17 protein-coding genes and 1 tRNA gene are annotated in these 18,684 nt (G+C 38.0%); 2 read left to right on the top strand and 16 right to left on the bottom strand.

What is annotated here, in order from left to right:
• Positions 1–187 precede the first annotated feature (187 nt).
• The 15 genes from ftsH to HMPREF2637_RS02065 form a co-directional block, all read right to left on the bottom strand.
• Complete coding sequence (gene ftsH / locus HMPREF2637_RS02140) at positions 188–2,167, bottom strand: ATP-dependent zinc metalloprotease FtsH (protein WP_064523676.1); 1,980 nt, start codon at positions 2,165–2,167, stop codon at positions 188–190.
• A gap of 19 nt (positions 2,168–2,186) precedes the next feature.
• Positions 2,187–2,729, bottom strand: coding sequence for a hypoxanthine phosphoribosyltransferase (hpt, locus tag HMPREF2637_RS02135; protein WP_002883962.1), 543 nt, complete (start codon positions 2,727–2,729; stop codon positions 2,187–2,189).
• An 81-nt stretch (positions 2,730–2,810) separates the two neighbouring features.
• Complete coding sequence (gene tilS, locus HMPREF2637_RS02130) at positions 2,811–4,076, bottom strand: tRNA lysidine(34) synthetase TilS (RefSeq protein WP_064523673.1); 1,266 nt, start codon at positions 4,074–4,076, stop codon at positions 2,811–2,813.
• Positions 4,076–5,368, bottom strand: coding sequence for a serine hydrolase (locus HMPREF2637_RS02125; RefSeq protein ID WP_064523670.1), 1,293 nt, complete (start codon positions 5,366–5,368; stop codon positions 4,076–4,078). The genes tilS and HMPREF2637_RS02125 overlap by 1 nt, the downstream gene beginning before the upstream one ends.
• Positions 5,365–5,496, bottom strand: a complete 132-nt coding sequence (locus HMPREF2637_RS02120; RefSeq protein WP_002883955.1) for an SP_0009 family protein — start codon at positions 5,494–5,496, stop codon at positions 5,365–5,367. Before HMPREF2637_RS02120 ends, HMPREF2637_RS02125 begins: the two co-directional genes overlap by 4 nt.
• A complete protein-coding gene (locus HMPREF2637_RS02115) occupies positions 5,496–5,867 on the bottom strand; it encodes an FtsB family cell division protein (protein WP_037597264.1) in 372 nt (123 codons plus the stop codon). The genes HMPREF2637_RS02120 and HMPREF2637_RS02115 overlap by 1 nt, the downstream gene beginning before the upstream one ends.
• Complete coding sequence (locus HMPREF2637_RS02110; RefSeq protein WP_002948594.1) at positions 5,851–6,126, bottom strand: RNA-binding S4 domain-containing protein; 276 nt, start codon at positions 6,124–6,126, stop codon at positions 5,851–5,853. Before HMPREF2637_RS02110 ends, HMPREF2637_RS02115 begins: the two co-directional genes overlap by 17 nt.
• Before the next feature lie 184 nt (positions 6,127–6,310).
• A complete protein-coding gene (mfd, locus tag HMPREF2637_RS02105) occupies positions 6,311–9,817 on the bottom strand; it encodes a transcription-repair coupling factor (protein ID WP_064523667.1) in 3,507 nt (1,168 codons plus the stop codon).
• Entirely contained in the window at positions 9,810–10,379 is a 570-nt protein-coding gene (gene pth / locus HMPREF2637_RS02100; protein ID WP_037597255.1) for an aminoacyl-tRNA hydrolase, read from the bottom strand. The genes mfd and pth overlap by 8 nt, the downstream gene beginning before the upstream one ends.
• Before the next feature lie 72 nt (positions 10,380–10,451).
• Entirely contained in the window at positions 10,452–11,567 is a 1,116-nt protein-coding gene (ychF, locus tag HMPREF2637_RS02095) for a redox-regulated ATPase YchF (RefSeq protein ID WP_002883967.1), read from the bottom strand.
• Between the two features lie 209 nt (positions 11,568–11,776).
• Positions 11,777–11,968 carry a DUF951 domain-containing protein gene (locus HMPREF2637_RS02090; protein ID WP_002886272.1) on the bottom strand — a complete coding sequence of 64 codons (192 nt, stop codon included), beginning with the start codon at positions 11,966–11,968 and terminating at the stop codon, positions 11,777–11,779.
• Between the two features lie 51 nt (positions 11,969–12,019).
• Complete coding sequence (gene dnaN, locus HMPREF2637_RS02085; protein WP_014633747.1) at positions 12,020–13,156, bottom strand: DNA polymerase III subunit beta; 1,137 nt, start codon at positions 13,154–13,156, stop codon at positions 12,020–12,022.
• Between the two features lie 154 nt (positions 13,157–13,310).
• Complete coding sequence (gene dnaA / locus HMPREF2637_RS02080) at positions 13,311–14,675, bottom strand: chromosomal replication initiator protein DnaA (protein WP_049553505.1); 1,365 nt, start codon at positions 14,673–14,675, stop codon at positions 13,311–13,313.
• 238 nt (positions 14,676–14,913) lie between these two features.
• Positions 14,914–15,681, bottom strand: coding sequence for a ParB/RepB/Spo0J family partition protein (locus HMPREF2637_RS02070; protein WP_070838931.1), 768 nt, complete (start codon positions 15,679–15,681; stop codon positions 14,914–14,916).
• A gap of 65 nt (positions 15,682–15,746) precedes the next feature.
• A complete protein-coding gene (locus tag HMPREF2637_RS02065; RefSeq protein ID WP_064523661.1) occupies positions 15,747–16,982 on the bottom strand; it encodes a S1C family serine protease in 1,236 nt (411 codons plus the stop codon).
• Positions 16,983–17,187: 205 nt separating this feature from the next.
• Between HMPREF2637_RS02065 and rlmH the strand changes: the two genes are divergently transcribed.
• Both rlmH and HMPREF2637_RS02055 read left to right on the top strand, forming a co-directional pair.
• On the top strand, positions 17,188–17,667 hold the full coding sequence (gene rlmH, locus HMPREF2637_RS02060) for a 23S rRNA (pseudouridine(1915)-N(3))-methyltransferase RlmH (RefSeq protein ID WP_014632473.1): 480 nt from the start codon (positions 17,188–17,190) through the stop codon (positions 17,665–17,667).
• A gap of 15 nt (positions 17,668–17,682) precedes the next feature.
• Complete coding sequence (locus HMPREF2637_RS02055; RefSeq protein ID WP_064523658.1) at positions 17,683–18,366, top strand: YoaK family protein; 684 nt, start codon at positions 17,683–17,685, stop codon at positions 18,364–18,366.
• 25 nt (positions 18,367–18,391) lie between these two features.
• Here HMPREF2637_RS02055 and HMPREF2637_RS02050 read toward each other — a convergent pair.
• Positions 18,392–18,465, bottom strand: a tRNA-Arg gene (locus HMPREF2637_RS02050).
• Positions 18,466–18,684 lie beyond the last annotated feature (219 nt).

Raw genomic sequence — 18,684 nt, 5'->3', positions numbered from 1 at the left:
AACACTTTTTTCGAAGTTTTTTCACTTCTCGTGTTCGCCGCCTCTTCCGAAGCAGCTTATTTATAATATCATCTCTTATCTCTCTTGTCAATAATTTGCAGCGATTTTAATTTTCTTTTTTTTTACAATGCTTTTTAATGGTGTTTTTTCTCTCGATTTTACTAAAAAAAAAGAAGAGTAGAACTCCTTACTCTTCTTCATCTTTATTTTTATTTTCAATTCTTTCTTTGACTTCATCGTAAGATAGGGCATGGTTATCTTCTTCTGAGTCTCCAAGAGAATCCACCGGCATCTTACCAGTCTCATAAATTGACTTGATTTGTGCAGCATCAAGTGTTTCATACTTAAGCAAAGCTTCTGCAATGAGAGCATGTGTTTCTCGGTTTGCATTGATAATTTCAGCCGCTTTATCGTGTGCCTCAACTAAAAGTGATCGAATTTCTTCGTCAATAAGTTGAGCTGTATGAGCTGAGTAAGACTTATCTGTCGTAAATTGTCCTGGATTCATCGCATGATTACCCTCATATTGGACTGGTCCAAGTTTTTCGCTCATACCATATTCAGTAACCATTGCACGTGCCAGCTGTGTTGCTTGCTCAAAGTCATTTGAAGCACCTGAGGTTTGAACGTTGAAAATAATTTCTTCTGCAACGCGTCCACCCATAAGGCCTGCCAATTGTTCTTTTAGCTCATCTTTAGATGACAACATCTGATCCTCTTTTGGTAGAGAAATCATATAACCACCTGCTCGACCTCGTGGAACAATAGTAACCTTGTGAACATCACGAGCGCTAGAAAGTGTCAAACCAACAATTGTATGACCTGCTTCATGGTAAGCCACAACTTTACGTTCATTTTCTGAAACTTGGCGGTCTTTCTTAGATGGTCCGGCAATAACACGATCCTCTGCTTCATCGATATCACTAGCATCAATTCTAGTCTTACTACGTCGTGCTGCAACTAGAGCTGCCTCATTCAAGACATTCTCTAAGTCGGCTCCGACAAAACCTGGAGTTTGTTGAGCCACAACCTTAAGGTCAACATCTTCAGCCAATGGTTTATTTTTAGCATGAACTTTCAAGATAGCTTCTCGGCCTTTTACATCTGGGCGACCGACAAGAACTTTACGGTCAAAACGTCCTGGACGTAGGAGGGCTGGGTCAAGAACATCACTACGGTTGGTTGCAGCAATGACAATGATATTCTCATTCCCATCAAAACCATCCATTTCAATCAACAGTTGGTTAAGGGTTTGTTCGCGTTCGTCGTTACCACCGCCCATTCCAGTACCACGACGACGCCCAACCGCATCGATTTCATCAATAAAGATAATAGCACGTTCAGCCTTTTTAGCGTCTTCAAAAAGACTACGAACACGACTTGCTCCGACACCGACAAACATCTCTACAAAGTCAGAACCTGAGATACTAAAGAAAGGAACATCTGCTTCACCAGCTACAGCTTTAGCAAGAAGAGTTTTACCTGTCCCTGGAGGACCTTCAAGGAGGACACCTTTAGGGATACGTGCACCAAGTGCTTTATATTTACGTGGATTTTTGAGGAAATCTACGACTTCTACAAGTTCTTCTTTTTCTTCTTCCGCACCAGCCACATCTGTGAAACGAACTTTAATATTCTCTTTTGATTGAGTCTTAGCACGGTTGCGGCCAAAATTCATTGCACCGCGGTTACCGCCTTGATTCATCATGAAAAGGAAGAAAATAGCAATCCCAATCAAAGGTAGGTAACTAAAAAGATATGAAATCCAAGCACCACTTGAACTTTCACGTATCATTTTAACATTAACATCAGCTGCTTCTGATGCTGATTGCAATTTCTGCATGGTTGTTTCATTCTGCAGCACAGTCGATGTAAAGCTACGTGTCTCTGATGATGCACTACCTAAAAATGGTAGACTAAGGTCAGTATCAACCTTTTCAGCCTTTTTGTAGCTACCTTTAACTTCAATGATACTACCGTCTGGCTGATAAGTGATAGATTTTACCTTACCATCTTCAATTTTCTTAACCAACTGTGTGTAAGACAATTGTTGACTTGAGCTTTGGCTTCCTCCTGCAAAGTATTGTACTCCAGTTACAACCGCAATAATAACTATGATGTAGAGAAAAGCATTCCGTAAGAAGCCATTATTATTTTTATTATTCATAAATTAATTAGACCTTTACTTATTTTGTATAAATTTCTTCTTTTAGGACACCGACATAAGGGAGGTTACGGTATTTTTCATCATAGTCTAGTCCGAAACCAACGATAAATTCATTAGGAACATCGTAACATACGTAATCTGCCTCAATATCAACAACACGACCTTCTGGTTTATCAAAAAGAGTTGCGATTTTGACTGAATTGGCTTTACGGTACTTGAACATATCTCGAAGATAAAGGAGCGTACGACCTGTATCAATGATATCTTCAATAAAGATGATGTCTCGTCCTTCAACATTAGTGTCAACATCTTTAAGAATCTTTACTTCACCACTGCTGACAGTTCCACCACCATAACTTGAAACGACCATAAAGTCCATCTCAATATGGGTATCGATATGTTTGATAAGTTCTGCCATAAATGGAACAGCACCTTTCAAAACACAGACTAGTAGAGGATTTTTCCCCGCATAATCCTCTGTCAGTTGTTGTCCTAGTTCTTTAGTTTTAGCTACGATATCCTCTTGGGAAAAGAGGACTTTTTTAATGTCTTTTTCTAACATTTGGGTTCCCTTTCTCGAAGTCAATATTCTGTTATTATACCACTTTTACTTCAATCATCGTTATTTGAACATGGTATTTGATTAGAAATTCTTATAAATGACTACAGTGCCATAAAGTATAGCATTTTCAGGTCTTTTTTTCAAATAGAGACGCCCAGCAACATAAAGAAAAATAATATGACCATCTTGTTCTCCTACAATGGCTTTTTGACGATCCTTCTCTAAAATCTTATTGTCTATAAACAGTCGTCTTAATTTTTTATGGTGACTACCAAGGTCAATCTTATCGCCTTCTTTTCTATGACGAATCACTATTGGGGCATCTGACCAAATACTAATAGCATCTGTGTTAGAAACGTCATTGAATTCTGAAAAAGTCAAGGTATAATCCTCAAACTCAACAGATTTTCCAAATTCTAAGAGACAAGGAGGGGATAAAGAGATAGCCTCTTCTTTCCTTATAAGGAAAGAAGTCTGTGTTTTTACTAGTTCGTAACCATTTTTTAGGGGGATCTTTCCTGAAACATTTTTCCTTAGATAACTTATCAATTGATTAAATTGGCCTTTAGAAAGCTGTAAATCAGGAAAGGAGTCTAAATAATTCTGAAGAAGAAAGAGCTGGACAGCATCTGACTGTTGCTGAAAAACAGATAAATCAGTGATAGTAATATCCTTTGTTAACTCTCCTAGAGCTTGCTCCATAAGACCAATCTCCTCGGCTAAAAGACAAAGGTGCTCCTTAATTTTAGGATTTTCCTGAGATAAAGTAGGAAGATAGGACAGTCTGATGCGATTCCGAAGGTAGGCTAGTGAAGTATTACTCCTATCTTCAAAATGGAAAGTTACGGGAAGCTGAGCTTTCGTAAGATGCAAAAAGGGACGAATAATCTGACCAGTGCCAAATGGTCTGATAGCTGAAATTCCTGTCAGGTGTCTTAAACGACTTCCTCTCAACAGTCTCATAAAAATTGTCTCTGCCTGATCATCTGCATGATGGGCTGTTACAAGAGCAGAGTAATCATAATCTTTCATGACCTGCTTAAAAAACTCATAGCGAAAGGTACGGGCAGCATTTTCTGAAAACTTTCCTGAGAATGCACTATAGTGAAAAGGGACCTTGTGTTCCTCTGCCCAATGACGTAAATACGCTTCTTCATGCTCCGACTCTTGTCGTTGTTTATGATTAACGTGAGCAATCCCCAACTGAATATCCAAATCTTTTTGATGGTTATACAAAAAGTGCAGCAAACTCATAGAGTCTGCTCCACCTGATACTGCTACTAAAATTTTCTTGTGCCGGTTAAAATAACCCTTGGCTTGCATCATTTGCAACAATTTTTGTGTCATTATTTCAAAATTCCATAAACATCATCTGCAATTGAGGTGATTTTGTCATAGCCTTCTTTATCCGTAAAAATCGATAAAATAAAGGGAGAATCTGCATAAACAATAGCGACATCATGTTTTAAGTCGTAGGCATCCCCTATTTTATGTGCAACAGGGACATCAATGTTTTTGGAAATACGTTCGCCATCATAGTCCGTGCTTGAAAGATAATTGATAATATCTCCATTTTGTCTATAAACAGCCTCCATCAAAGTACCTGCGGCTCTAGCAGTCAACTCCTTTTTATCCATATTCCACGAGGTCGCTGCGGCTTTATCTACTGATTTTTGGAAGGCTTTATCATACTGATTGGCTACATAATAACCTAATATATTTGTCGCTACATTATCTGAGTTTTGGGCTACAGCCTTTAACAGATTTTCCAAGCTATAATTCTTATCATCAGGCATCTTACTAATCTTTCCAGAACCATCTGGATCATAAGCACCTGGAAAACCATTCACAGCAGAGGTATATTGATACTCATCTGATAATGCTAATTTCTCTTGAGACAGACGTTCCTGTGCATAGTAGAGTACACCAAGCTTGGCTACGCTAGCTGCATACATGCTTTTTTCGTCATTGATAGCAGCTACTCGGTCCGTATCAAGCTGTTTAACATAAACTGAGATGCGTTCTTGATTGTTATACTTCTCATTAAGGACTTTTTGAACAGCCTCGATGCGATTGTCAGTCGTTGACAAATCAGAAGCGTTAATCCAACCCTCTCCGTCTACCAAATAGTAGGTCCCAGCATGCGTCTGAGCTGCTTGACTAACCTTAATGGGTTTAAAACTAGCGAGTTTGGAGTCAGCTTTTTCAGTCCCTAAAACGTAAGGTTCTTTGTATACCGTTAAACCATCTTTAGTCCAGAAGGTCATATCTACTGTTTTTTGATTATAGATACTGTCGTCTACAATTGATTTCTGACTAGCGGCTACATAATCACCATCTTGAAGTTGGAAAACAGGTTCACCTTTAGCATTCCAAAAAATAGCAGAAATCGATAGTTTGGTATCCGCTTGGATACTGGTTTTAAATTCTGTTAAATCCTTGTTCTTATAAGTTAGGATAGTTGTTATCGTTCTTGGATTTTTAGGAATCTGTTTAAATTGAGTCAAACTAGCTGTAGTATTTTGAGTCAATTTTTGGACCTGTTTTGGGGTCAGAGTTAGCTCCTTCTCCATAGGAAGTAGGACCAGAGGGCTAGAAGATACAAGCACAACAGTTGCAGCTATTAAGAGCTTTTTCATGCTTGTTTCTTCACCTCCTCTTTCCTCGGTAATTCCGTTTTAAGTTGCTGATTTTTTTCTGATAGTTCCTCTAACTTGGCTTCTGAATAGGTTAAAAAAGTTTCTACAGTTTTAAGTAAATCTTTCATTAGGGTAATAAGCTTGGTACAGGATAGATAGACTCTCCTTCACGTGAATAATAGTACTTAGCACGCGCATATTTCTCGGCGAAAGCATCATCCTTAAGTTTCTTAGCCAAATCCTTTCGTTCCTTTGTCTGATCTGACAATTTATCATAGTCTTTCTGAAGCGACAAGACTTCCTTCTCTTGCTGTTTGATGTTCATATAGGTCTCAACCAGATTGTAGGTTGGCAAGATAAAGAGTAAAACAACCACAAAGAGAATCCACCCCATAAAGCGATTCCTTTGTTCGTGTTCGGCACGCTCTAATCGTTGCTCTTGATTGGCACTATCAATGTAATCATTCGTAAGCTGTACAATATTAGGCTTCTTGCTCATCTACTTCAATCCTTGTTTCACTTATAATCTCGTACATTTTTGCCGCATCTTCTTTTTTCGTACTATCTTTCATTTCTAGAACACGGACAGTCAAGAGTTTATTTCCAAAACGAACTTCCACTTGGTCACCAATTTTTAAATCTGTAGATGACTTAGCGAGTACACCATTTACTTTTATACGCCCTTTATCAGCCACTTCTTTAGCCACTGGACGGCGTTTGATAATTCGTGATACTTTTAAATATTTGTCTAATCTCAATGTTACTGTTTCCTTTTCGTTAGGATATCTCTTCTATGATAGCATTTTTTTTAGAAAATAGGGGACTAAAGCCTTTTCAATACAAAAATAAGAGGATCGACACTAGTCGACCCTCTCAGGAGATTTATGAAAAAGAAAAGTTTTAGGATGTTTTATAGTATAGAGAGACTTACTTAAACTTTCCTTAAGCTTCTTTTTTTTCTTTACGTTCTTTGATTTCCATAAATGTCTGTCCAAAAATCTTTAATTCTTCAAGAATTTCATAGTCTTTCTTGTTACGAACATCAAAAGTAATCTCTACTTTCCCCTGGTTATCACTGATTTTTGCTTTTAAATGCGTTTTAGAGATGGCTTCGAAATAATCTTGAGTCAAGAAGAATTTGAGAGAGGCTTTTTCGAAACGAACAATAATAGTATCGTTCTTACGCTCAACTAATTCTGCAAAGGCAGCATCCAAATAAGCCTTAACCAGACCAATCTCAATGAGATAGGCAACTTGGTCTGGATATTCTCCAAAGCGGTCAATAAGCTCATCTTGAAGGTCTTGATAGTCTTTCTGATTCTCAATTTCTCGAATACGCTTATAAATTTCAATTTTTTGGCGCTCGTCAGAAATATAGTCATAAGGGAGGTAAGCATCAATCTGAAGATTGAACTCTGCATTTCCTTTACGTCGAACTTGAGTTTTACCTTGACGTTTATTGATAGCCTCTTCCAAGAGTTGCGAGTACATTTCGAACCCGACTGAGTCGATGAAACCACTTTGAGAAGCACCAAGAATGTTCCCGGCACCACGAATTGATAAATCACGCATGGCTATTTTGAAACCTGATCCCAGTTCTGTAAAGCCCTTAATAGCATCCAATCGCTTCTCAGAGACTTCCGTCAACACTTTGTCAGGACGATACATGAGATAGGCGTAAGCAATTCGATTACTACGTCCCACACGACCTCTCAACTGATAAAGGGTAGATAAGCCCATGTGATCTGCATTCTCAATGAAGAGAGTATTAACGTTGGAGATATCAATCCCTGTCTCAATAATGGTCGTTGCTACCAATACATCGTAATCACCATTCAAGAAATCCAAGAGGGTATTCTCCAACATAACCTCACTCATCTGACCATGAACAAATCCGATACGTGCTTCAGGGACTAGCTCATGTAATTCAGAAACTTTTTGATCAATGGTTTCAACACGATTATAAACATAAAAAATCTGACCACCTCGGTCCATCTCTCTTAATATCGCTTCTCGAATAAGACCAGGATTGGTTTCCATAACATAAGTTTGAACTGGATAACGGTTGGTAGGGGCTGTCTCAATAATCGACAAATCACGAATACCTAACATAGACATATGAAGCGTACGAGGAATAGGTGTCGCAGTTAGAGTAAGGACATCAACCTTAGCTTTCAACTCCTTAAGTTTCTCTTTATGCTTCACGCCAAAACGTTGTTCTTCATCAATTACTAGCAAGCCTAAGTCAGAAAACTTAACATCTTTAGACAGTAGGCGGTGGGTACCAATAATAATATCAATACGCCCTTTAGCTAGATTTTCAATAGTCTCATTCTGTTCTTTTTTACTTCTAAAACGACTGAGTTCATCTACTTCAACGGCATGATTTTCAAAACGCTCTTTAAAATTCAAATAGTGCTGATGGGCAAGAACCGTTGTAGGAACTAGGATAGCAACTTGCTTTCCATCATTGACTGCCTTGAAGGCGGCACGCATAGCTACCTCTGTCTTACCAAAACCAACATCACCAACCAAGAGACGATCCATGGGTTTGTCTGACTCCATGTCTGCCTTAATTTCCTTGATAGAACGCAATTGATCCTCTGTCTCAGCATAGGCGAAATCATCTTCGAAATCCCTTTGGTTATCATCATCTGGTGAAAATGCAAAACCTTTAAGTTGACTGCGTTCGGCATAGAGTTTTAGGAGGTCATCAGCAATATCCTCTACTTGCTTACTTACTTTTTGTTTAGTCTTTTGGAAACGCCCATCATTGAGTTTATTAATTTTAGGCTCTTTTCCGTCCGCTGACACATACTTAGAGAGACTCTCAATCTGCTCAACAGGTAGAGAAATTGTTGCAGCATCCTGATATTGGATGGTCAAGTAGTCACGATGCACCCCTTTAATCTCAATAGTCTCGATACCTTTAAATTGTCCGATACCATGAGTCTGATGTACAACATAATCACCTTTTTCAAGCTCATTGTAATCTTTTAGACGCTCAGCATTGGAAACGTGACTGGCACGCGCACGACGTTTTACTTTTTTATGGAAAATCTCACGTTCAGTGACCAGAACAAGCTTTTCATCAGCAAAGTAAAAACCATTGGATAAGTTTCCTAGAACTAATTGAGGCTTATAAGGAATCAAATCTCCAAAACTACTAAGTGGTAAATCTAAATCATATTCTTCCAAGGTTTCCTTCAAAGATTTGAGTTGCTTTTCAGACCCCACTTGTAAAATAACTGTAGCCTTATTCTTGGTATAGCGATGTATTTCATCAACTAGAAGTGGAAACTGGTTAAAGAACTCCTGCATAGGGTATTGCGTGAATTGATACAACTTATCAAATTTAAGATTTCCCAAGCCCTTATGAAAATTCGAAAAGAAACTAGCTGGCTGATAGTTACGTAAAGTCTTAAATGAATCCACTAAGTAATTTAGATGACTCAGAGACTTGCCTTGGTGAAGATCCTCAGTTAAAAGATTAGCCACCTCCAATTCAAGACGTCCATGGCGGTCCACTATCTTTTGAAAATCATCAATGAATACAGGAGTTCCCTTTGGAAGGTAGTCAAATAAGGTATAAGCCTTATCATAAAAGAGAGACAAAAACTTACGTAAATCTTTATGACGGTAGCCATCAATCGTAACCGACAGAACTTCCTCAAGGTAAGCCTTATGAGGACCTTCTGCCTTCGAGACCGCACTTTCTAGGGCCTTCTCAGCACGTTGGTAATCCTCTCTTGTTAAGATAATATCATCTGCTGGTGATACGATAACATGCTCTAAATTGTCTAAAGATTTCTGACTATCGCTATCAAACTGACGAATGCCATCAATCTCGTCTCCAAAAAATTCTAAACGGTAGGGGAGCTCTGAAGTCATTTCATAAATATCTAAAATGTCGCCCCTACGACTATACTCACAAGGTGAGAGAACTTGCTCCACTCTTTGGTATCCAATATGAGTCAGATGCTTACTGAGAGCCTCTAAATCATGTTCCTCCCCTAGTGTTAAGTCAATGCGAGAGTCTTTATAAACCTTAGGGTTAGGCAAATGTAACTTAGTACCAACTAAACTCGTGACCAAAACCCCACTGGCCTCTTTATCCATTAAAAAATTAAGACTTTCAAGACGAGAATGGGTCTTTTCTGGTGAAGCGAAGATAAACTCTGCAGCTACTACATCATCTGCAAAAAAAGAATAAACCTTATCCTCTCCTAAGATAGCTGACAAATCTCCTGTCAGTTGCTCAGCTTCATTTTGTGTTGAAGTAACGATTAAAATCTTAGGAACCTGCTCAGAAAGAGCAGATGCCATGACAACTGCCTTGCTGGAACCAGAAAATCCCATGACCAACTGCCTACTCAATAGGGTTACTTTATCACGCCACTCAAGCAATTGATGATTCTTCTCAAAAAGGTCTAATAGAGTATTAGCCATTATAACGCCTCATAGTATCTTCGAAATCATTGGTTTTCAGGTAATGATTGAGGGCTGTCTCTACCTTGTCTAAAGTCAGTAAAATTGTGGCATAGTCGTCTTCACTAAATTTTCCAAGGACATGATTAACGACCGTCATTCCTTTCTGTGGGCGGCCAATACCAATTTTTATACGGTCAAATTCTTGAGTGCCAGTTTCAGCAATGATAGATTTAATACCATTATGACCACCCGCTGAACCTTTTTGACGAAAGCGCAATTTCCCAACTTCCATATCTAAGTCATCGTAAATGACGATAAAATCCTCCATGGGAATATTGTAATAAGCTAGTAATGCTCTAACAGCTAGACCTGATAGATTCATAAAGGTTGTTGGTTTCACAAAATAAACCTTCTCACCATTTAAAAAGGTCGAAGCCACTTCAGCCTTAAAGGTCCTTTCTTCAGAAAAGGTTAATCCCAGTTCCTTAGCCATTAGGTCAATAGCCATAAAACCAACATTGTGACGTGTCTCATGGTATTTTGAACCAGGATTTCCCAAGCCAACTACTAATTTTGTCATTATTTCTCCTCTTTGATAAACAGCAAAAGGACTGAAAAATACTTTTCAGCCTTGTGCACTATTTTTTATTTTCTAAACGTTGAAACGGAATTCCATGATGTCGCCATCTTGAACAACGTATTCTTTTCCTTCTTCACGAAGGCGACCAGCTTCCTTAACAGCTTTCTCAGAACCATATTTAATGAGATCATCGTAAGACATGGTTACGGCACGGATAAATCCTTTCTCGAAGTCAGAGTGGATAATTCCTGCTGCTTGTGGAGCCTTGATGCCTCGTTTAAAGGTCCAAGCACGCACTTCTTTCTCACCAGCAGTAAAGTAAGTTCCTAGACCAAGCAAATGATAGGCTGCGCGTGTCAGTTTATCAACTCCTGATTCTGTCAAACCAAGGTCTTCCAAGAACATTTCTTTGTCTTCATCATCCAATTCAGAAATTTCTTCCTCAACACGTGCCGAGATAACAACTACTTCTGCATTTTCAGTCGCTGCAAACTCACGAATTTGTTTGACATAATCAATATCATCAGGATTTGCGACTTGGTCTTCATCAACGTTAGCCACATAAAGTACTGGTTTTGTTGTCAAGAGGAAGAGTCCCTTAACAATTTTTTGCTCTTCCTCAGTAAAATCAATCGTACGTGCAGACTTACCATCTTCTAGAACAGGTTTAATCTTTTGAAGAATATTAAACTCTGCCACAGAATCTTTATCTTTTTGTGTACGCGCAATTTTTTCGACACGCGCATAACGTTTGTTAATTGATTCAAGGTCAGCCAAAATCAATTCTAGGTTGATTGTATCGATATCAGCCATCGGATCTACAAAGGCATCCTCACGCCCTTGTTCACGCATAACATTTTCATCATCGAAAGCACGAACCACATGGACAATCGCATCTACTTCACGAATGTTCGCCAAGAACTTATTTCCAAGACCTTCACCCTTTGATGCTCCTTTTACGATACCCGCAATATCTGTGAACTCAAATGTGGTTGGAACTGTCTTTTTAGGGGTAATAAGTTCAGTCAGTTTCGTCAAACGCTCGTCTGGTACCTCAACCATTCCGACGTTTGGATCAATTGTCGCGAAAGGATAGTTAGCAGCTTCCGCACCCGCTTTTGTAATTGCATTGAAAAGAGTTGATTTACCAACGTTTGGCAAACCAACGATACCTGCTGTTAAAGCCATTAATTTATTTCTCCATAAAAAAGTAATTCAGTTAATTATAACACAAAAATTGTTAAAAATAGGCAACTTCCCTTTGAGAATCATAAAAAGGAAAGCAAGGCAAAGAATGCTATAAAGAAGATAACTGGGGACTCTCGAAAGTTTTTATATTGCTAGTAAACTAATTTTCTTAACACAAGAACCTCCTTATATGGACTCCCCAATGTCTGTTATAAAACCTTCTTAAGTTTCTTTTCGAAATCATGACGACTCATCATAACCACATGATCACAATTCGTACAACGAATCTTAATGTCAGCTCCAAGACGGGTCACTTCCCATTCATTAGCTTTTTTTCCTGTTGCTTTGATGGTACAAGCATGTGGTTTTTTCATTTCAACTAAACTTCCAATTTGGTACATAAACTCCCTCTCTAGTAAAAAAGTTATCCACAGTGGATAACTTTTTCGATTTTAGTTTGTTCTTACAGGTGTAATCAATTGAATAAAATTCTCACTGTCATCTGCTGGCGTCAAAGTAAATGGACGCACTGGTGAAATGAAACGTACACGAACAGTCTCACTCTTAAGAGCTTTCAAAGCATCTATTAGGTAGGTTGGATTGAAACTAATGACCAAATCACTACCTGAAACATCTTGCACGTCAATATCCTCATTCACCTTTCCGACTTCTGGCGAATTAACATGGGCACTGACACTGCCATTGATGATTTCGAGTTTAACAGTACCACTTTGACTAGCATTAGAAATCAAATATGAACGTTCCATAGCAGAACGAAGGCTAGCGGTCTCGAAAACAACTTCTGTTTCAAATGAATCAGATAAGAGACGATTCGTGTCTGGATAATTTCCTTCAAGTAGACGTGTATAGAAAGAAATTGTTTCACTACGGAATAGAATTTGATTTGCTGAGAAGAAAACCTCTAAGTTTTCAATATCATCGCTAAAGACTGCCGATAATTCTTTAAGTGAGCGACTTGGGATTACAACATCAAAGTTATCCGCAGAATGCTCCAAAACAAGTTGACGTTGGCTCATTCGGTGAGAGTCCGTTGCTACAGCTTTGAGATCTTTATGATTTGAAAGAACAAAGTGAACCCCAGTTAAAATTGGACGACTTTCTTGTGTGCTTGCTGCGAATGAAGTTTCAGCAATGATAGATTTTAACACTTTTGTGTCCATGAGTAATGGCGTCAAGCTATCAACTTCCTGAATACGGGGATATTGTTCGACATCTTTCCCTTTCAAGGTAATTTCTGATTTACCACTTTTCAGTAAAACTTGGTATTGTTCGATTTCTTCAAAAGTAAGGGTAACATCAGGCAAGCTTGAGACAACATTAATGAAAAAGTTTGCTTCCAAAAGGATACTACCTGGCTGCGTAATTAATAGGCCTGCATTTTCTTCTGAAACTGAGATACTATTTTCAATTGAGATTTGCCCATTTGATCCTGTCAAATAGATACCATCTTTGGTAACTTCGATTTTAATCGTTGATAGAATTGGGATAGCATTTTTAGAAGAAATAGCACGGCGAGTTGTATGAAGTGCTTGTAAGAAATAAGCTTTATTAATCGCAAATTGAATCATGATGCTCCTTTATTTTATTAGTATTATTTTAGTAGTAGTAGTAGGTCTTGTGGACACTGTGCATAAGTCTACAAAACATAGTTTTATCAAGGCTTTAAACTTGTGCACAGCCTGTGGAAAAGTTTGGATAATTTTTAATAGTTATCCACAAGTGTCATTTTATCTTGTTTTTGATGGTATCAATTTCAATGCGTAAACTGTCATCTTGAGCAATCATATTTTTGATTTTATTGTATGCATGTAAGACAGTTGAGTGATCTCTTCCGCCAAATTCTTTTCCAATTTTTGGAAGGGAGTTATCAGTCATTTCACGCGCAAGATACATGGCTACCTGACGTGCCAAGACAATATTTTGTGTTCGTTTAGTTGCCTTGATCTCTTTTACAGTGACATTATAAAATTTTCCTACCTCAGTTTGGATATCCTCAATCGGAATAAGAGTTAATTTAGGACCATCCATTTTACGTGCGCGAATGGCTTCGGCAGCTACTTCAACTGTGATAGTATCTAACTGGCGAACATTGGCAACTAAGCTAATATCTTTTAAGGCCCCTTCTAAGTCACGGACATTTGAATCAAATTGGCCAGCTAAATACTCAATTGTTTCAGGAGGAAAATGATAATCATAGTCCATAATCTTATTAGTAAGAATGGCCACTCGCGTTTCAAAGTCGGGTGGTGTGATATTAACGGTTAACCCCCATTTAAATCGCGTGACAAGACGCTCTTCCATCTCGTTCAATTGATCTGGATTACGGTCGCTGGTCAGGACAATTTGTTTATTATTATTGTGAAGGACATTGAAAGTATTGAAAAATTCCTCTTGAGTGGCTTGCGTTGATTTTTTAGCCAATGATTGAATATCATCAATTAAGAGAACGTCCAGATGACGGTATTTAAGTTTTAGTTCATCCATTTTATCTAAACGGATATGGACAACAAATTCATTAATGAAATTCTCTGCAGTAATGTATTTGATACGTGCTTGAGGATTATCATGTAAGACCTTGTTACCAATGGCATTGAGTAAGTGAGTTTTTCCGAGACCAGGTCCTCCATAAATAAATAGAGGGTTATACGTAGCTCCTGGTGAATCAGCTACAGCTAAAGATGCAGCAACTGACCAACGGTTTTCATCCCCCTGAATAAAATTATCAAAGGTGTACTTACTATTCAAGTCAGAGTCCAATGTAGGAAGAGCAGGTGTTTGCTGTTCCTTTTTATTGCCAAAGTCATTGTTTGTTACAGTTGAATTTGCCTCGTTTAAGAGTGCTTCGTCAAAGACGTACTCAACTTTGATTTCACTATTATAGGCTTCAAAACCAGCCATCAAAATGAAAGATTGCATATTCTTTTCCCAGAATAGCTTTTTGACTTCCTCAAGCAGAATTGTAGCAACGTTATCTTGAACTTTGATGAGCTTGGTATCTAGGACATAATAATCAAAAGTGGCTTGTGTTAGTTCCTCTTTGGCCAGCTCTAAGAGCTTATTCCAAAAAAAATGCTCTTTTTCGGTCATTCCATCAATTCTCCTTCTTTATTCTTGTTCTCTGATTCTATCATAAAACAAAAAAGTTTTCCACAGGTCCGAAGATAAAAGTTCCCTAAGTTATCCACAAGGAAAAAAAGACAATTCACATTGTGCACAAGAGTTATCCACAAGTTGTGAATAAAAAAAGAAACCCTCTCAAATAAAGGGAGGGCAACCATTTTATGATGTGGATAAGTTTGTTTCTTTTTTCTCCTCAATTCACAGGTCAAATAAGCTTGTTGATAATTCTGTTAAAATCTTCTTCCGTCGAAAAGTGGATCTGAATAGTTCCAGAGTGATTTTTGTGATAACGAAGAGTAACGGGGAGACCAAGTGATTTTTCCAGTTCTTTTTCTTTATCTTTTATATGAATATCTTTTTTTGATTTTTGTTTTTTTGGAAGTTCTTGAAGTCTTTTTTCCAGGGTACGAACTGACCATTTTTCAGTAAGGACCTGATGATAGATAGTTAATTGCTTTTTTGTATCCTCAACAGCTAAAAGTGCTCTAGCATGTCCTTGACTCAGTTTGCCATTTTCGATACTCGTCTGTATCTCTTGGGGAAGTTGGAGGAGTCTGAGAGCGTTACTGATATAAGGTCTGGATTTCCCCATAGCTTTCGCCAGTTCCTCGTGACTGTAAGCTAGCTCATTAATTAAATTACGATAGGCCTTTGCTTCTTCAATGGGATTGAGATTCGATCGTTGTAAATTTTCAATAATAGCTTGTTTACGGCTTTCTTGATCTGTAACTTCCTTTACAACTGCAGGGATTTCTGTCATTCCTAGACGTTTACAGGCACGTAAACGTCTTTCCCCAGCAATTAGTTCATAACCAATAATATCCGATTTTCGGACAATGATTGGCTGTATCAGTCCATTTTCTGAGATTGATTGGCTTAGCTCTGCTAATTCTTCATCAGAGAACTCTATACGAGGTTGAAAAGGATTGGGATAGATGTCACTAATAGGTAAAGCTTTGAGTTGTTCTTGCATGTTATTCCTTTCCAAAAAAGACCTTTACATTATTGTAAAGGTCTTTTGACAGATTTGTCAATGACTTAGTCAGACAAGTCTTCTGTAGATTTTGTTAATTTAAGTTCTTCAGTTTTCTTCTCTTTACCACGATAGAAGGTTACCTTGATTGTATCTCCAATACTATGGCTGTAAAGATTGGTTTGAATATCAGTTTTTGAGCTGATTTCCTTACCGTCAATTTCAGTGATAACATCATTTTCTTGAAGTTTACCGTCAGCTGGCATACCTTTTTGAACGCTGCCGACTACAACTCCAGCTTTCACATCATCTGGTAAATCTAATTTAGAGGTTGCACTGCTAGAAAGGCTGTTAAGATTGGCCATTGAGATTCCTAGGGCTGGTCGTGTAACTTTACCGTCTTTTTCCAATTGATTGATGATTTCGACAACATCGTTTGATGGAATGGCAAATCCCATACCTTCAACGGCGCTACCAGCGACTGCTGACGTTGATGAAATTTTACTTGAGTTAATACCGATAACTTGTCCTTCGATATTGACTAAGGCACCACCTGAGTTACCAGGGTTAATGGCAGCATCTGTTTGGATAGCATTTGTTGAAACAGTTTCACCATTGTCGTTTTGCATAGTTACAGTACGGCTAAGGCTAGAAACGATACCCTCTGTTACTGAGTTGGCATATTCGGTACCAAGTGGGCTACCGATAGCAATTGCCTTCTCGCCGACTGTGAGAGAGTTTGAGTCTGCAAATTCCGCTACGGTTTTAATTTTATCTGAAGAAACTTTGACAACTGCTAGGTCAGAGTAAGTATCTTTACCAACGAGTTCACCAGTAATTTTTGATCCATCTGAAAGCATGATTTCAAGTTTTTTAGCGCCATCGACAACGTGGTTGTTGGTTACGATGTAGGCCTCTTTCCCATCTTTTTTATAGATGACTCCAGAACCTTCACCAGCGACTTGCAACCCATCAGAATCTTTTGATTTGTCTTGACTAGAATCAGAACTATCATCTCCACCAAAGATACGGCCATAAAGTTCATTTAGAGAATCTGAAGATGACCCTTCTTGGTAATTGATGACAGAAACAACGGCATTTTGTACTTTCTTAACAGCTTTAGTTGTATCTGTTGTATTATTGTATACGGTCTTAGCTGTTTTAACACCTGTATCTGTTGAATTGGTAAAAGATACCCCTGCTGCTGTTAGTAGGATAAAGGCACCTAGTAAACCACCTAGTAAGCCAATAACAAGCATTGCAATTGGCGCTACTATTTTTTTCCAGTTAAATTTTTTCACGTTTAGTCCTCCTTTTTGATAAACATATCAAAGTAAGCTTAATTATATCATAAAGTGATTTTAAAAAACAGTTATCAACAGTCTGTGGATAAGTTTCAAAAAGTGTAGATAAGAAGCTATTTTATAGGGATAACTAAAGATTCTTAACAGTAAAAAGGTGTGGATAAGGTGTTAAAAGATTGTGGATATATGCTATAATAAGCCTATGAAAGTTAAATTGATTACCGTTGGAAAATTGAAAGAAAAATATTTGAAAGATGGCATTGCGGAGTATGTCAAACGACTAGGACGCTTTACAAAATTTGAGTCTATAGAATTAACGGATGAAAAGACGCCAGATAATGCAAGCGAAGCTGAAAATAAAGCTATCCTAGACAAAGAGGGGCAGCGTATCTTGGCTAAGGTAGGTGATCGTGATTATGTCATTGCCTTAGCTATTGAAGGAAAACAATTTCCCTCGGAGCAATTTGCTAAAGAGTTAGAGCAAGCGACTCTTAGAGGCTATTCAGATATTACTTTTATTATAGGGGGAAGTTTGGGACTCTCTCCTACAGTGAAAAAGAGGGCTAATCAATTAATGAGTTTTGGTCTCTTAACGTTCCCTCATCAGCTTATGCGCCTTGTATTAGTAGAGCAAATTTATCGCGCATTCATGATTCAGCAGGGAAGTCCTTACCATAAGTAGAAGAAGGAAACAGACATGTTCAGAATGAAAAAACGCTCCTATCGTGTTTTTGAAGGATTACGGGTAGCAACTCTAGTAAGTTATATAGGGGGCTTCATTGATGCCTATACTTACAATACTCAAGACGGACGATTTGCAAGTATTCAGACAGGTAATCTCCTTTATTTGGTTATTCATCTTGTTGAGGGGCATATTGCAAGAGCTTTCAGCTATGTGATACCTATTTTTTTCTTTGTTTTAGGTCAGTTTTTTGTTTTTTTTGTTAAGAAGTGGCTCATTAACCATAAATGGGGATGGCATTTGCAAGCGATTAGACTTGCCTTTCTCTTGATGACTATTCTCGCCATCATTACACCTTACGTTGATTCTACTATTACGATTGCGGGCTTGGCATTTTTTGCCTCTCTTCAGGTAGGGATTTTTAAACGCGTCAGAGGGGTAAATTATGCTTCCTTCATGATGACTGGTAATATTACGAATACCTCTTTAACCGTTGCCAGGGCTATTGACGAGGGGGATCCCAAAGTGCTTAAACAAGCTTCCTACACTACTATTATCATCTTAACATTTATGGTAGGAGTTGCAGCATCAACTTGGTTTTCTCAATATTTACATGAATACAGCCTATATACGACTTTGCTTCCCTTGTTTATTTTGAATTATTTCCTATTTATCGAGGCAAAAGAAAAACGCAACTAGAGATTCTAGATTGCGTTTTTTTATCTGATCCCAGCAGGATTCGAACCTGCGACCGTTCGCTTAGAAGGCGAATGCTCTATCCAGCTGAGCTATGGGACCAATAACTCTATTAGTTTACAAAATATATAGCAACATGTCAATACTTTGTAAAAGCAAGATAAAAACTAACGTAAAATTCGAATAAATTTAGCAAAATTTAATATTTTTTTTGAAAAAAAGTATAGACAAAATCGAATACTCTGATATAATAATAAGAGTGTTAACGAGATAAAAATCTCAGAACTTGGTCCGTTGGTCAAGGGGTTAAGACACCGCCTT

It is taken from the genome of Streptococcus sp. HMSC065H07, from assembly GCF_001837325.1.
Taxonomy (GTDB): domain Bacteria; phylum Bacillota; class Bacilli; order Lactobacillales; family Streptococcaceae; genus Streptococcus; species Streptococcus salivarius_H.
The sequence above is the reverse complement of the archived record's forward strand: the minus strand, read 5'-3'. Positions and strand labels throughout refer to the sequence as shown.

Excerpts from the sequence above, each read along its gene's own strand:
- ftsH (WP_064523676.1), bottom strand. The coding sequence starts at position 2,167 with ATGAATAATAAAAATAATAATGGCTTCTTACGGAATGCTTTTCTCTAC.
- hpt (WP_002883962.1), bottom strand. The coding sequence starts at position 2,729 with ATGTTAGAAAAAGACATTAAAAAAGTCCTCTTTTCCCAAGAGGATATC.
- tilS (WP_064523673.1), bottom strand. The coding sequence starts at position 4,076 with ATGACACAAAAATTGTTGCAAATGATGCAAGCCAAGGGTTATTTTAAC.
- HMPREF2637_RS02125 (WP_064523670.1), bottom strand. The coding sequence starts at position 5,368 with ATGAAAAAGCTCTTAATAGCTGCAACTGTTGTGCTTGTATCTTCTAGC.
- HMPREF2637_RS02120 (WP_002883955.1), bottom strand. The coding sequence starts at position 5,496 with ATGAAAGATTTACTTAAAACTGTAGAAACTTTTTTAACCTATTCAGAA.
- HMPREF2637_RS02115 (WP_037597264.1), bottom strand. The coding sequence starts at position 5,867 with ATGAGCAAGAAGCCTAATATTGTACAGCTTACGAATGATTACATTGAT.
- mfd (WP_064523667.1), bottom strand. The coding sequence starts at position 9,817 with ATGGCTAATACTCTATTAGACCTTTTTGAGAAGAATCATCAATTGCTT.
- pth (WP_037597255.1), bottom strand. The coding sequence starts at position 10,379 with ATGACAAAATTAGTAGTTGGCTTGGGAAATCCTGGTTCAAAATACCAT.
- ychF (WP_002883967.1), bottom strand. The coding sequence starts at position 11,567 with ATGGCTTTAACAGCAGGTATCGTTGGTTTGCCAAACGTTGGTAAATCA.
- HMPREF2637_RS02090 (WP_002886272.1), bottom strand. The coding sequence starts at position 11,968 with ATGTACCAAATTGGAAGTTTAGTTGAAATGAAAAAACCACATGCTTGT.
- dnaN (WP_014633747.1), bottom strand. The coding sequence starts at position 13,156 with ATGATTCAATTTGCGATTAATAAAGCTTATTTCTTACAAGCACTTCAT.
- dnaA (WP_049553505.1), bottom strand. The coding sequence starts at position 14,675 with ATGACCGAAAAAGAGCATTTTTTTTGGAATAAGCTCTTAGAGCTGGCC.
- HMPREF2637_RS02070 (WP_070838931.1), bottom strand. The coding sequence starts at position 15,681 with ATGCAAGAACAACTCAAAGCTTTACCTATTAGTGACATCTATCCCAAT.
- rlmH (WP_014632473.1), top strand. The coding sequence starts at position 17,188 with ATGAAAGTTAAATTGATTACCGTTGGAAAATTGAAAGAAAAATATTTG.
- HMPREF2637_RS02055 (WP_064523658.1), top strand. The coding sequence starts at position 17,683 with ATGTTCAGAATGAAAAAACGCTCCTATCGTGTTTTTGAAGGATTACGG.